Consider the following 13,850-nt stretch of genomic DNA (forward strand, 5'->3'; position numbering starts at 1 on the left):
ATGGATCAACGCGCCTGACGCTGCCGGATATAGGCGTCAAGGCGGGCGGCATCCTCATCCGTGACATGCAGCCCCATGCGCGACCGCCGCCACAGGACGTCCTCCACCGTTTCGGCGCGTTCATGGTCCATCAGGTAATCGATTTCGCGTGCCGTCAGGCCACCGCCAAAACTTTCGCCCATATCTTCCGCCGATTTCGCATCGCCCACGATATCCATCGCGCACGACCCGTAATTGCGCACCAGACGCCAGTGCTGGCTGGCATCAAGGAATGGCGTCGCCCGCGCGAAACGGGCCAGCGCGCCATCGAACCCGCCCGCGCCCAGATCACCGCCCGGCAGCACACGATCGGCCGTCCACCCCGCCGCCGACAGCACCGGCAGGAAGGGCCGCAGCTTTTCCAGCGCATGTTCGGCAAGGCGGCGATAGGTCGTGATCTTGCCCCCGAAAATCGACAGCAGCGGCGCCTGTCCGTTGGCCGCGTCGATATCAAGGACATAATCGCGCGTCACGGCCGATGCATTTTTCGACGCGTCGTCATAAAGCGGCCGCACCCCGGCATAGCTCCAGACTACATCATCGGGGGTCACCGGTTTCTTGAAATAGCGGCTGACGCTTTCACACAGGTAACGGATTTCCTCGGGTGAGATCTCGACCCGGCCCGGCGCCTGTGTCCACGGCACGTCGGTCGTGCCGATCAGGGTGAATTTCTGCTCATAGGGAATGGCAAACACGATCCGCTTGTCAGGATTCTGCAGGATATAGGCCTGCTCCCCGTCGAACATGCGCGGCACGACGATATGGCTACCCTTGACCAGGCGGACATGCTTGTCGGTCTGGATACGGGCACGGTCACGCAGGATTTCACTGACCCACGGGCCGCCGGCATTGACCAGGACACGGGCACGCACGGTCTCGCGTGAGCCGTCGCGCACGTTCTCGATCACCACCGACCATACACCATCGGTGCGCTGCGCGCTGACCATGCGGGTGCGGGTGCGGACATCCGCGCCACGGGCCACCGCGTCCATGGCGTTGAGCACCACAAGCCGGCTGTCCTGCACCCACCCGTCAGAATAGGCAAAGCCCTTGACGCAGTTGCCGTTCAGCGGAGCCCCGACGGGACTGGTGGTGAAGTTCACCGACTTTGACTTCGGCAGGGTCATGCGGCCGGCCAGATGGTCGTACAGGAACAGCCCCATCCGCAGCATCCACGCCGGTCGCGCCTGCGGGGTATAGGGCAGGATGAAACGCATCGGCCAGATGATGTGCGGCGCAATGCGCAGCAGCCGCTCACGCTCGATCAGGGCCTCGCGCACCAGCCGGAATTCATAATATTCCAGATAGCGCAGGCCACCGTGAATCAGCTTGGTGCTGGCGGACGAGGTATGGCTTGCGAAGTCATCCTGCTCCACCAGCATGACGGAGGCACCACGGCCGACCGCATCGCGCGCGATGCCGGCGCCGTTTATGCCCCCGCCCACAACCAGCATATCGACCGTCTTGCCATTGTCGCGCGGCATCTGGGACGATGGCTGGGACGTTTCATCCATGGACAGCATGTGCGTAATTCCTCCTGAAAATGTTCGTAAACGAACATCGTGGGGTTTTCAATATGCCTTCTGCACTTATTCCATCGACACGATCCGACGGCGGAAATTCACAAATTCCATTCCATACAAACCATTTCTGGCGGAAATCCGGTATCGGACGGCTTTGCCCATACAGCCACGCATTGCGCGATATCGCGCATTTTCTGTCTCTGGTACCATCCGGGCACCCCATGCTGCGATGCACAAAATACTTTATTGTAATACGTTAGTTCCCGGTTTTGTTTGCTGCATAAAATTTTTTATAATGTTCCCGGCAAATTGTACCTTGCCCGCGAAAATAATCATTTTGAAGCGGCGAATGTTCATTTAAGAACATAACTGATCGCAAAGATCGGCGTCCAAGGGCCGATACCGGCCTGTTTCCATTGACCGAACAAAAAAGAACAAAGTAGGTCCGATGTTCATAAACAGACAATTCTTCGGGGAACTGATCTCCGAATGCCTCGCCGTCATGATTATCGTGCTGATCGGCGATTCCGTCGCCGCCATGTACACGCTGTATGATCCCAGCCCGTACAAGCTGTCCTACTGGGGGGTGTGCATCGTGTGGGGGCTGGGGGTCACGATCGCCATCTACATCACCGGCAGCGTATCGGGCACCCATGCGAACCCGGCGGTTTCGGTGTCGCTGGCGCCGTATCGCGGTTTTCCATGGCGCAAGGTGCTGCCCTATTGCGGGGCGCAGGTGCTGGGGGGAATGATTGGCGCGATGCTGGTCTATGTCATGTATCAGCCGGTGATCGACCATTACAATCTGGCGCATCACCTCGACCGGGCCAGCGATGGCGGGGCGGCGGGCGTCTTTTTCACCCATCCCGGGGAATTCGTGACGCCAATGCATGCCCTGCTGGATGAAACCATCCTGACGGCACTGCTGCTGTTCGGCATCTTTGCCGTGACGTGCGAATATAACACGCAGGCCCCGCAGGCGAATTCCAGCGCCCTGATCATCGGCCTGCTTGTCGCGTCCATCGGGGCGTGCGCGGGCTATCTCGAAAGCTGGGCCATCAATCCGGCGCGTGATTTCGGGCCCCGGCTGTTCTGCTTCCTGGGTGGATGGAAATATTCCGCTCTTCCGGGACCCGACGGTTTCTGGTGGGTGCCCATTGTCGGCCCGCTGTGCGGGGGCGTGATCGGCGCCGGGGCCTACCAGTTCCTGGTACGTCCCTTCATTCCCCGTCCCACCCCGGAAATCCCGGTGATTCACAAGGCCGCGGTGCGCGAGGATATCGCGCCCCTGCCGGTAACAGGGGCCAGAGAGCAGGAGGCCTGAGAAAGCCATCCCAAACAGGCCGGGCAACACCACGTCCGGCCTGTCCTGCGATTCGCGCATCAGGACAGTTTGCGGATGACGGTCCTGATGGCAAAGTTGCTCTGGATACGGGCCACGCCCGGCATGCGCGACAGTTCCTCCTTGTGGATGCGCTCATAATCGGCCGTATCGCGGGCCTCCACCCGCAGCAGGTAATCCGCATCCCCCGTCATCAGGTAACATTCGCGCACGTCAGGGCATTCGCGGACCCGCGCCTCAAAACGGCGCTGACATTCATCGGTCTGCCGTTCCAGGGTGATCTGCACGATCACCGTCGTCATGCCATGAACCGAACGTTCGTCGATCATGGCGCGATAGCCGCAGATAACCCCCTGATTTTCCAGAAGCCTGACACGACGCAGGCAGGCCGAGGGCGACAGCCCCACCTTCTGCGCCAGTTCCGCGTTCGTCATCCGTCCGTCATGGGACAGATGACGCAGGATGGCATCATTCACCCGGTCCACGATCATGATACAATATTCCGCCATTATGCGCATTTTCTTGCGCGACAGAAGAATGCGTTAGCACCTTCTGCCATTGAATGGCAGGACATTTCATTTCGATCCAACATAGGATTTTCCATGCCTTCCCCCATGCCGGAACCTGTGCCCGTGTCGATACAATCCCCCGCCAGCACATCCTCCCCCAACGCCTTCTCCCACTGGCCGCGCCACCGCGCGGGCGCCAGCCTGAGAATCGACCTTGGCGCGATTGCCGACAATTACCGCCTGCTCCGCCAGAAGGTCGGAGCGGGGACGACATGCGCGGCGGTGGTGAAGGCGGATGCCTACGGGCTGGGTCTGGCGCAGGTCGCACCGGCGCTGGAACGTGCGGGGGCGGATCATTTCTATGTCGCGCACCTGGAGGAAGGAATCGCCCTGCGCCGCCATGTCGCCCCGACGGTGCGGATCTTTGTCCTTCATGGTCCCCTGCCGGAAACGGAAGAGGAATTCGTGGCGCACGGCCTCACACCCGTCCTCAACTCCATGGAACAGATCGCGGGCTGGCGCGCGCTGGCGCGACGTGAAAACCGGGTCCTGCCCGCAGTCATCCAGCTTGATACCGGCATGTCGCGCTTCGGGCTTTCGATGTCCGACGTGCGCACCATCGCGGATGACGCCACGCTGCTGGAGGGCATCGATCCCTGCCTGATCATCAGCCACCTCGCCTGTGCCGACACGCCGGATAATCCCGCCAACGCGCAGCAGCGCGCGCAGCTGATCCGCATGGCAGCACTGCTGCCCCCCGCGCCGCTGGCGCTTTCGGCGTCATCGGGGATTTTCCTTGGCCCCGACTATCATTTCGACATGGTCCGTCCGGGTGCGGCCCTGTACGGCATCGCCCCCAATGAAACGGCGCCCAATCCGCTGCGTCCCGTCGTGAAGCTGAGCGCCCGCATCCTGCAGATCCGTGACATCGCGCCGGGCGATGGCGTGGGATACGGCCTGACCTATCGCGCAACGCGCCCGCGGCGCATCGCCACGATCGGGGCCGGATATGCCGACGGATGCCTGCGGCAGGGCGCGGGCCACGGAGCGGCATGGTTCGGGGAAATACGCCTGCCGATCCTTGGCCGTATTTCCATGGATTCCATTACCATCGACATCACGGACGTACCTGAGGGGCAACTGGCCCCCGACATGGGGGTGGACCTGCTGGGTCCCCATCATGACGTCGATGCCGCGGCACGTGCCGCCGGCACGATCGGGTACGAGATCCTGACTTCCCTCGGCCATCGTTATCACCGCACCTATGTTGCCGGGGGCTGAGACCTGTCTTCATCATCTTTTGCACGAAAGCATAAGCGCAATGAAAATCATCGTTCTGGGTAGCGGTGTCGTCGGCGTCACATCGGCGTGGTATCTGGCACAGGCAGGCCACGAGGTCACGGTCGTGGACCGTCAGCCCGCCGCGGGCCTGGAAACCAGTTTTGCCAATGCGGGGCAGGTTTCGCCGGGATATTCCGCCCCGTGGGCCGGGCCGGGCGTGCCGCTGAAATCCATACAGTGGCTTCTGATGAAATACCGTCCCTTCGTGTTCTGGCCGATGCCCGACCCGCACCTGTGGTCGTGGCTGCTCAAGATGCTCGAAAACTGCACGACCGCCGCCTATGACCGCAACAAGGGACGCATGGTGCGTCTGGCGGAATACAGTCGCGATGTCATGCGTGACCTGCGCGCCAGCACGGGCATTACCTACGACGACCGCCAGCAGGGCACGCTGCAGGTATTCCGCACGCAAAAACAGGTGGACGCCGCCGCCAAGGATATCAGCGTGCTCGAACAGTACAAGGTCGGATACGAGGTACTGGATGCGGCCGGATGCATCGCCGCCGAACCCGGCCTGGCAAGCGCACGTGACAAGATCGTGGGTGGCCTGCGCCTGCCGGGGGACGAAACCGGCGACGCATTCAAATTCACCCAGACCCTTGCGGCCATGGCGGCAAAGGCCGGTGTCGAATTCCTTTATGACACGCAGATCCGCGCCCTGCATGCCGATGGCGGCAGGATTACGGGCGTGCAGACCAGCCGGGGCCAGCTGACGGCAGATTCCTATGTCCTGTCCCTTGGCAGCTACTCCCCGGCGCTGGTGCGCTCCCTCGGGCTGGACCTGCCGATTTACCCGGTCAAGGGATATTCGATCACCGCGCCGATCATCAACGAGGACCGCGCGCCGGTTTCCACCATCATGGACGAAACGTTCAAGATCGGCATTACGCGCCTGGGATCGCGTACCCGCGTCGGGGGCACTGCCGAACTGGCCGGCTTCAGCAAGCGCCTGCGCAAGCCCCGGCGCGAAACGCTTGAACACTCGCTGACCGATCTTTTCCCCGGCGGCAACAACCTGTCAGAGGCAACCTTCTGGACCGGCCTGCGCCCCATGACACCCGATGGCACCCCCATCATCGGGCGCACGCGTTACGACAACCTGTTCCTCAACACCGGGCATGGCACGCTGGGCTGGACCATGGCCTGCGGATCGGGCCGTGTGCTGGCGGACATCATGTCGGGACGCATGCCCGAAATCCCGCACGAAGACCTCGGGCTGGTGCGCTACGGACACTGACCATACCTTCCGGCAGGCGGGCCTTGCGCACCTCCGCCTGCCGGTTATCCCACACCCATCCACCACAGCGCGGCGCACAGGATCAGGCCGCTCACCCCGATCAGCGTCTCGATGACCGACCATGTGGCGATTGTCTGGGGCACGGTCATGCCGAGTGCCTCCTTCACCTGCCAGAATCCGGAATCGTTCAGCGGCCCGAACATCACGGCCCCGGACCCGGTCGCCAGCACCATCAGTTCAGGCGACACCCCATGCCCCTGCAGCATGATCGGACCGACCACCCCGGCCGTGGTTCCCATCGCGACCGTGGCCGACCCCACCGCAAGGCGCAGCGCGGATGCCATCAGCCACGCCAGCAGCAGCAGCGGGATATGCATGCCGATGGCTGCCCCCGTGATGATCTCTGACAGGTTGCTTTCCATCAGTTCCTGCCCGAATCCGCCCCCTGCCCCGATCATCAGGAACAGCGATGCCAGCGGGGCGAGGGATTCATTGCTCAGCCGCAGCATGTCCTGGCGCGTCAGCCCCTGTCGCGCCCCCAGCGTGTAGAACGACAGCAGCACCGACAGCACCATCCCCACATTCGGATCCCCGATGAAGCGCAGGACGATGCTGGCAAGACTGTCCGGCGCGCAGACCAGCCGCGCGATGGAACCACCCAGCATCAGCACGACAGGGGCAAGGATGGTCAGCAGTGTTATGCCAAAGGATGGCAGGGCACGGCCATCGGGCCGGTCATCAGGATGCTCCCCCGGACGCGCATCGGCACCCTGTGGCGCCTCCCCATGTCCCGCGGGCATGGGCACCGCACCAAGGCGCGGCACGACAAATCCGGCATAAAGCGGCCCGGCAATGATGGCGATGGGAATGCTGAGCAGTATGCCCCATACGATCAGGCGTCCCACATCGGCATGATAGGCCGCCAGCGCGAACATCGCCCCCGGATGTGGCGGAACCAGCCCCTGCACCACCGAAAGGGCCGCCGTCATCGGCAGCGCCACCCTGAGCATCGGAAGCCCCGTCTGCCGCGCGACCGACATCGCAAGCGGGACCAGAATGACAAAGCCGACCGTAAAGAAGACCGAGATCCCCACCAGCAGCCCGATCAGCATCATGGCCCATGCCATGTTCCGCCGCCCCGACAGGCGCACGACCGTCAGCGCGATCTGGTCCGCGCCCCCCGAGACCTCCAGCATCTTTCCCAGCATCGCGCCAAGGGCGATCACCGATGCGATCTGCCCCAGCACCTCCCCCGCCCCGTTTTCAAAGGCGCTGATGACATGGGCGGGCGCCATGCCGGCGCATGTTCCCAGAAACAGCGACGTCAGGAACAGGGCGATGAACGGATGCAGTCTGCCGCGCTGGATCAGCACCACCGCCATGGCAATGGAAACCGCGACAATCGTGAACGCCAGCGAAACAGACATCCGTCCCCTTCCTTTCCCTCAAACAGGTCAGTGGTGACGGCGGGATGTGGACTGCGGACGAAGCGGCGGGGCATCGTCACTTTCATGCTTCCATCCACCACCCAGCGCACGGGCCAGATGGATGCTGGCAAGCGTCTGCATGTCCTGATTGCGCAGCACCTGTTCCTGCGCGTCGAGCGCGTCCAGGCGGCTGCGCAGGACATCGTGCATCATCCGCTGTCCCCCTTCATACAGCCCGGTCACGTCATGCACGTTCGTCTGCGCCTGCGTCACGGCGGTCGCCAGGTCATGCGCGCGGGCATCCGCGCTCATCCGCGCCTCATAGGCGTCCTCGACCTCCGCCAGCGCGCCGAGTACACTCCTGTCATATCCCGCGACCGCCGCGTCCAGACGTGCATGGGCGGCATGGATGCGCGCGCGCACCCGCCCCGCCGTGAAGATCGGCAGATACGTCGTCAGCGCCATCAGTCCCCCCGTTCCGGACAGGCCGGGAATGCCGTCAAAACGCAGGCGCCCGTCTCCACCGAAGAACTCAAGTCCGAAGCGCGGCAGCAGGTCGGTCTTGACGCTTTTCAGGTGCTGCAGCGCCGCCTCCACCTGATCGCGGCGGGCAAGGACATCGGGGCGTCGTTCCAGAACGGTGTCGGGCATCTCCCCCATCGGGGGGGCGGGCACGAAGAACGCGCCCGGCGCAGGCAGCGGACCGGCGCTTTCGGGCGTGCGGCCCGACAGGATCGCAAGCCTGCGGCGATGAAGGTCATATTCCTCGACCAGCAGGGGACGCCGCGCCCGCTGGAGCGAAAGTTTCTCGTCAACATCACGCACGTCGGCGGACACCGCCTGCCCCGCCGCGAACCGCGCCTGCGTATAGGTCCGCAGGCGTTCCAGTATGGCGATGCTGCGGTCCAGCAGATCCATCTGTCGCCGCACGCCCTGCGCGCGCAGGTAATTTTCCGCCACGTCGGCGGCCACCAGCATCTGCATGCCGTGATATTCGGCCTGCTGCCCCAGCATCAGGGCGCGGGCCGCGCGGCTGTCGGCATGACGGCCGCCAAACAGGTCCGGCTCCCACGATGCCCCGATCCCCGCCAGATGGGCGTCCGTGGCGGGATCCCCATCGGACAGTTGCGACAGGCCGGCGGGATTGCGCCAGCTCATCCCGCCGCCGCCGATATCCCCCGTCGCGCCCACGGTGGGATACAGCGTGGAACGGGCAATCACATGCGCGGCGCGGGCCTGCAGGACATTGTCGCGGGCAATGCGGATATCGGGATTGGCCGCCAGCGCGGCCTCCACCAGTCCGGTCAGGACGGGGTCATTCCACGAACGCCACCATGTCGTAAGGTCGGTGCCCGCATCCGTTCCGGCCGGGGCCTGCGTAAAGCGTCCCGGCACCACCACGCGGGAGGGAGGCGCGCTGGTATGAAAGGGCGAACAGGCCGCCATCGCCCCGATGGCCGCAAGACAGATGATGCGTGAAAGTGTCTTTTTCATTATCCCTGCCTTGCCAGCATGGAGCGAAAGCGCAGGAGCGCACAGAACAGGAAAACCACCCCCGTCACGACGATCGTCAGCAGCGGGGCTGCGATCGTCGCGATCCCCGCATCGCGATAAAGGATGGCCTGCGACAGGTTGACGAACTGCGTCGTTGGCAGGAAGCGCACCACCATGCGGATCAGGGAGGGCATGTTTTCCACCGGCGTCGCTGCCCCCGACAGCAGGTACGCCACGGCATAGACCGGCACCGCAAGCAGCCCGAACTGCGGCATGGTGGGGGCCACCGTCGCCAGCATGATGCCCAGCGACGTCACCGAAAACAGGTAGATCAGCGCGCATCCGCCAAACAGCGGGATCGACCCCACCAGCGGCACGCCCAGCCATACATGCACCACCAGCCATAGCGACAGCATGGTGGCGACGAAGATGACGAAGCCGTTGGTCACGATTTTCGAAAGCGCGATCTCACTCGCCGATACCGGCATGACCAGCAGGTGTTCGATCGTGCCGTGTTCGCGTTCGCGGATGACCGCCGCCCCCACCAGTATGATCGACAGGATGGTGATATTGGTCACGATCTGCATGACGGAGGTAAACCACTGCGATTCCCCGTTGGGATTGAAGCGGATGCGGCTTTCGGCGCGAAAGGGGATGGCATCGGTCAGATGTCCGGAATGCAGGACGGATTCGACCTCGCCCATGAAGATCCCGTTCAGGTAGGTCGTGCCCAGCCCCGCCTGCGTCATGGCGGTGGCATCGACCTGTATCTGCAGCGACGGGGATCGCCCCGACAGCACGTCGGCCTCGAACCGGGGGGGAATATCAACGACAAAAATATAATCCCCCCGGTCCATCAGGCGCGACGCGTCCTCCCGCGCGATCAGGACCGGCGGCTTGAAATAGGGCGGCAGCACCGCATCGCGCAGGCGACGCGACAGGGGGGAGTTATCCTCGTCCACGAAGGCGATGGTCGCGTTGGAGACATCGACCCGCACGCCATTGGCCACCAGAAGCACACCCGCCGTAAAGGCGAAGACGATCAGCCCCAGCAGAATGACATCATTGAACAGGCTGCGGAATTCCTTGCCACACAACAGGCCGACATTGATGATCCAGCGTCCCATGGGCGGTTATGCTTCCTGCTTCTTCAGCAACAGCCGCGCGCCCAGCATGTAAAGGGCGGCAAACCCCGCCAGCGCCGCGTACATCCGCATGAAGGCAAGCATCCCCATCCCTTTGGTAAAGCTGCCAAGGCTGATGAGCTGGAACCACGAGGCCGGAAAACCCAGCCCCACAAGACGGCTGAACCCCGTCAGGGTGGAGGACGGATAGAGCATGCCGGAGAAGTTCACCGCCGGGATCAGGCATATGATGGCGGTGCCGAAAATGGCTGCGACCTGCGAACTGACAAAGGTGGAAATCAGCATCCCCAGCCCCGTCGCCCCCAGTATGAACAGCAGCGCGCCAATGCTCAGCGCCACGAACGACCCCTTCAGCGGCACCCCGAGCACAAGGACGGACAGCACCACCAGCACCACGTAACTGCAGCCCGCCAGCGCGACATAGGGGGTCTGCTTGCCCACCAGGTACTGCCCCACCGTGGCGGGGGATGCATAAAGGTTGACGATGGAGCCGATTTCCTTTTCCCGCACGACGCCAAGGGCGGTCAGCATCGTGGGGATCAGGATCAGCGCCAGCATGACCATGCCCGGCGTCATGGCATAGATGCTGCGGAATTCCTGATTGTAGATGAACCGGGGTTCCAGCGTGATCGGCACGTCCGCCGTCTGGGGCAGTTCACGGCCCAGCGTCGTTGCATACCGCAGCAGCACCCCTTCGACATAGGCCCGGACATCCGCCGCAAGGAACGGCACGGCCCCGTCGATGACAACGCCCACGGCGGGACGGCGCCCCGCCTCCATGTCACGGGCGAAACCCGGCGGGATATCCAGCGCCAGCTGTACCGCGCCATCCTGCACGCGCCGGTCCATCTGCGCCGGATCGGCAGAGGGCGCAGTCTCCACGAAATAGGGGGATCCGCGGAAGCTGTCGATCAGGTCCTGGCTGATATGCGTGCGGTCCTGATCGCACACCGTGAAATACACGCCATTGACATCGAAGGAGATGCTCGACGCCGCAATCAGCAGAAGTACGACCGGCCCGATGATCGCGAATGTCAGGCGCATCCGGTCACGCAGCAGTTCCACCGCCTCGCGCCGGGCAAAGGCCCATGCACGCGGCAGCCATGTGCCCCCACGCCATCCCCGCCACGTCCATGCATGCTTCCGATGGCGCGACGGTGCCTGCTGTGCCGCGCCGTCCGGTTCGGCCTCCGCCTCCTTGAGGTAGGCGATGAACGCGGCTTCCAGATCCTTCGCACCCCGCCTGCGCACCAGTTCGGCGGGCGTTCCGACCGCCAGCACCCGCCCGCGATGCATCAGCGAGATGCGGTCGCAGCGCGCGGCCTCGTTCATGAAGTGGGTGGATACGAAAATCGTGACGTGCCGCTGGCGCGAAAGGTGGATCAGATGCCGCCAGAACATGTCGCGCGCCGCCGGATCGACGCCGGAGGTCGGTTCGTCAAGGATCAGGATTTCGGGATTGTTGATGCACGCCGCCGCAAGCTGGAGCCTCTGGCGTATGCCCAGCGGCAGCGCGGAAGGGCGCACGTCGGCAACGTTGTCGAGTTCGAAATCCGACAGCGCCTGATTGACGCGCTGCGTCGCCTCATGCGCGGGAATGCGGTACAGCCGCGCCTGAAGCCGCAAGTTCTGCCGGACGGTCAGTTCCTCGTACAACGAAAAGGACTGCGACATGTAACCGATGCGCATGCGCGTTGACATGTCGCCCGGCGTGATGACCTTTCCGAACAGTTCCGCCGTCCCGCTGCTGGCGTCGAGCAGGCCGGTCAGCATTTTCATAGTGGTCGATTTGCCGCAGCCATTGGAACCGAGGAAGCCGAAAATCTCCCCCCGTCCGATGCGGAAACTGACATTGTCCACCGCGACGAAACTGCCGAACCGCTTTGTCAGGCCCTGCGCCATGATGGCGGGCGCGCCGCCGGGATCCTGATAGGGCGGGATGGAAAACCCGGTGGCATTCGCCCGCTTCTCATCCGGCAGCAGGGAAATATAGGCCTGTTCCAGTGAGGTGGAATGGGTGCGCGCCAGCACGCGCGGCGTCTCGTCCGCGATCAGCACATGCCCCGCATCCATCGCGACAAGATAGGCGAAACGCTCCGCCTCCTCCATATACGCGGTGGAGACAAGCACCGTCATGCCCGGCCGTTCGCTGCGCAGCTGGTTGACCAGCGTCCAGAACTGCTGGCGCGACAGCGGATCGACGCCGGTAGTGGGTTCGTCAAGGATCAGCAGGTCGGGATCATGCACCAGCGCGCAGCACAGGCTGACCTTCTGCTTCATCCCGCCAGACAGGTGGCCCGCCGGCCGGTCGGGAAACGGCGCAAGGCCCGTTGCCTCCAGCAGGCGGGAAATCCTTTTGTCACGCTCTTCCGCCGCAAGGCCGAACAGGCGGGCGAAAAAATCCACATTTTCCCATACCGACAGCGTGGGATACAGGTTGCGGCCCAGCCCCTGCGGCATGAAGGCGACACGCGGCAGGAACGCCTCACGCGCGGCGCGGTCGGCCATGTCCGTGCCCAGCACGTCCACCTGTCCCGACTGTATCCGCCGCACCCCCGCGATCAGGCCCAGCAGCGTGGATTTGCCCACCCCGTCGGGACCGACAAGGCCGATGGTCGTCCCCGCCGGCAGGGAAAGCGAAATGTTGTCAAGCGCCTTTACCGGGCCATAGCGATGCGAAAGCCCCCTGATGACAATCCCGCCGTCATGTTGCGTGGCCGCGTCCATCATCACTTCGCATTGGCAAGAAACAGGCTGTCGGGCCAGCGGGTCGCCGGATCCAGGCGGACATAACCATCGCCCGTCATGCCGGATTTCAGCATCGTCCCGTACTGCCGCGCCGTCTGTGGCGCCACCTGCAGCTTCACGCGATAGACCAGCTTTTCACGCTCGCTCGTCGTCTCGACATATTTTGGGGTGAACTGCGCCTCGGGAGCGACAAAGGAAATGGTGGCGGGAATGACCTGCCGGTGCAGGGCGTCGAGCACGATGCGCGCCTCATCACCCACATGCAGCCCGCCTGCGACCTCTGACGGGTAAAACACCGTAAGATACATGTCCGAGGGATCGAGCATGGAGCCGATGCGCCCCCCACCGGGCACCACGGCGCCTTTTTCGACAATGCGGTATTCCACCCGCCCGGACACGGGGGCATGGATGGTCATGTCACCCACGACCGTCGCGGCCCGCCCCGCCTGGGCCTGCGCCGCATCCTGCGCCGCCGCAGCAGCCGCCACGGCATGATCCGCCGCCTGCAACGCCGCCTGATGGGCGTCGAGATCCGTCTGACGCTGCTGAAGCTCCATGTCGGAGACAAGGTGCTGCCGGTACATCACGCGGGCATGGTCAAGTTCAAGCTGCGCCAGATGAACCGCCGCCTGCTGCGCGTCGCGTTCGGCGCCCGCGCGCTGTCCCGTTTCCCGGGCCTCGGTCACCTGCGCCTGCGCGGCGGCAAGCTGGTCACGCGCCTCGGCATCGTCTTCATGCGCCAGAACCTGCCCGGTCGTGACCTCGTCACCTTCGGAAAAGTCCAGGTCGGTGACGCGGCCGGGATATTTCACCGCGATATCCAGACGGGTCAGTTCCAGGCGTCCGTTGGCCCGCGCGATTCCGGCAGGCAGTTCATCGCGGTGCGCGACATAGAACCAGGCGGCCCCGCCGCCGGCAATCACGATGGCAATCCCCGCGCCAATCAGCAGATCGCGCGTATTCACGCGCACCGGCCGATGCATGCACGTAAAATATTGCGGAAAATACGCGACAAGTATCTTGCTCCCCTGAATCTTTTACGCGG

10 protein-coding genes are annotated in these 13,850 nt (G+C 63.7%); 3 read left to right on the forward strand and 7 right to left on the reverse strand.

Annotated elements, in window-relative coordinates:
• Nucleotides 1-5: 5 nt before the first annotated feature.
• On the reverse strand, nucleotides 6-1,562 hold the full coding sequence (glpD, locus tag NJLHNGOC_RS11775; RefSeq protein WP_206059784.1) for a glycerol-3-phosphate dehydrogenase: 1,557 nt from the start codon (nucleotides 1,560-1,562) through the stop codon (nucleotides 6-8).
• Nucleotides 1,563-2,010: 448 nt separating this feature from the next.
• Between glpD and NJLHNGOC_RS11780 the strand changes: the two genes are divergently transcribed.
• The gene (locus tag NJLHNGOC_RS11780) at nucleotides 2,011-2,886 is read left to right on the forward strand and encodes an MIP/aquaporin family protein (RefSeq protein WP_239021503.1); all 876 of its coding nucleotides are present in this window, start codon (nucleotides 2,011-2,013) and stop codon (nucleotides 2,884-2,886) included.
• A 59-nt stretch (nucleotides 2,887-2,945) separates the two neighbouring features.
• Here the strand turns inward: NJLHNGOC_RS11780 and NJLHNGOC_RS11785 are convergent, their stop codons facing one another.
• Nucleotides 2,946-3,395, reverse strand: a complete 450-nt coding sequence (locus NJLHNGOC_RS11785) for an Lrp/AsnC family transcriptional regulator (protein ID WP_110530719.1) — start codon at nucleotides 3,393-3,395, stop codon at nucleotides 2,946-2,948.
• A 111-nt stretch (nucleotides 3,396-3,506) separates the two neighbouring features.
• On the opposite strand from NJLHNGOC_RS11785, the gene alr reads away from it, so the two are divergent.
• Both alr and NJLHNGOC_RS11795 read left to right on the forward strand, forming a co-directional pair.
• A complete protein-coding gene (gene alr / locus NJLHNGOC_RS11790; RefSeq protein WP_113596529.1) occupies nucleotides 3,507-4,694 on the forward strand; it encodes an alanine racemase in 1,188 nt (395 codons plus the stop codon).
• 40 nt (nucleotides 4,695-4,734) lie between these two features.
• Nucleotides 4,735-5,991: a D-amino acid dehydrogenase gene (locus tag NJLHNGOC_RS11795; protein WP_113596530.1), complete on the forward strand. Its 1,257-nt coding sequence runs from the start codon at nucleotides 4,735-4,737 to the stop codon at nucleotides 5,989-5,991.
• A gap of 44 nt (nucleotides 5,992-6,035) precedes the next feature.
• Here NJLHNGOC_RS11795 and NJLHNGOC_RS11800 read toward each other — a convergent pair whose 3' ends face one another.
• From NJLHNGOC_RS11800 to NJLHNGOC_RS11820, 5 genes are read right to left on the reverse strand one after another with little or no spacing between them, the layout of a single operon-like run.
• The gene (locus NJLHNGOC_RS11800) at nucleotides 6,036-7,418 is read right to left on the reverse strand and encodes a GntT/GntP/DsdX family permease (protein ID WP_113596531.1); all 1,383 of its coding nucleotides are present in this window, start codon (nucleotides 7,416-7,418) and stop codon (nucleotides 6,036-6,038) included.
• A gap of 27 nt (nucleotides 7,419-7,445) precedes the next feature.
• Nucleotides 7,446-8,912 carry a TolC family protein gene (locus NJLHNGOC_RS11805; protein ID WP_113596532.1) on the reverse strand — a complete coding sequence of 489 codons (1,467 nt, stop codon included), beginning with the start codon at nucleotides 8,910-8,912 and terminating at the stop codon, nucleotides 7,446-7,448.
• Entirely contained in the window at nucleotides 8,912-10,039 is a 1,128-nt protein-coding gene (locus NJLHNGOC_RS11810) for an ABC transporter permease (RefSeq protein ID WP_113596533.1), read from the reverse strand. Before NJLHNGOC_RS11810 ends, NJLHNGOC_RS11805 begins: the two co-directional genes overlap by 1 nt.
• A gap of 6 nt (nucleotides 10,040-10,045) precedes the next feature.
• Nucleotides 10,046-12,784 (reverse strand): ribosome-associated ATPase/putative transporter RbbA, encoded by a 2,739-nt coding sequence (gene rbbA, locus NJLHNGOC_RS11815; protein ID WP_113596560.1) that lies wholly within the window; start codon nucleotides 12,782-12,784, stop codon nucleotides 10,046-10,048.
• A gap of 2 nt (nucleotides 12,785-12,786) precedes the next feature.
• On the reverse strand, nucleotides 12,787-13,770 hold the full coding sequence (locus NJLHNGOC_RS11820) for an HlyD family secretion protein (RefSeq protein WP_113596561.1): 984 nt from the start codon (nucleotides 13,768-13,770) through the stop codon (nucleotides 12,787-12,789).
• Nucleotides 13,771-13,850 lie beyond the last annotated feature (80 nt).

The organism is Novacetimonas cocois, from assembly GCF_003311635.1.
In the GTDB taxonomy this organism is placed as follows: domain Bacteria; phylum Pseudomonadota; class Alphaproteobacteria; order Acetobacterales; family Acetobacteraceae; genus Novacetimonas; species Novacetimonas cocois.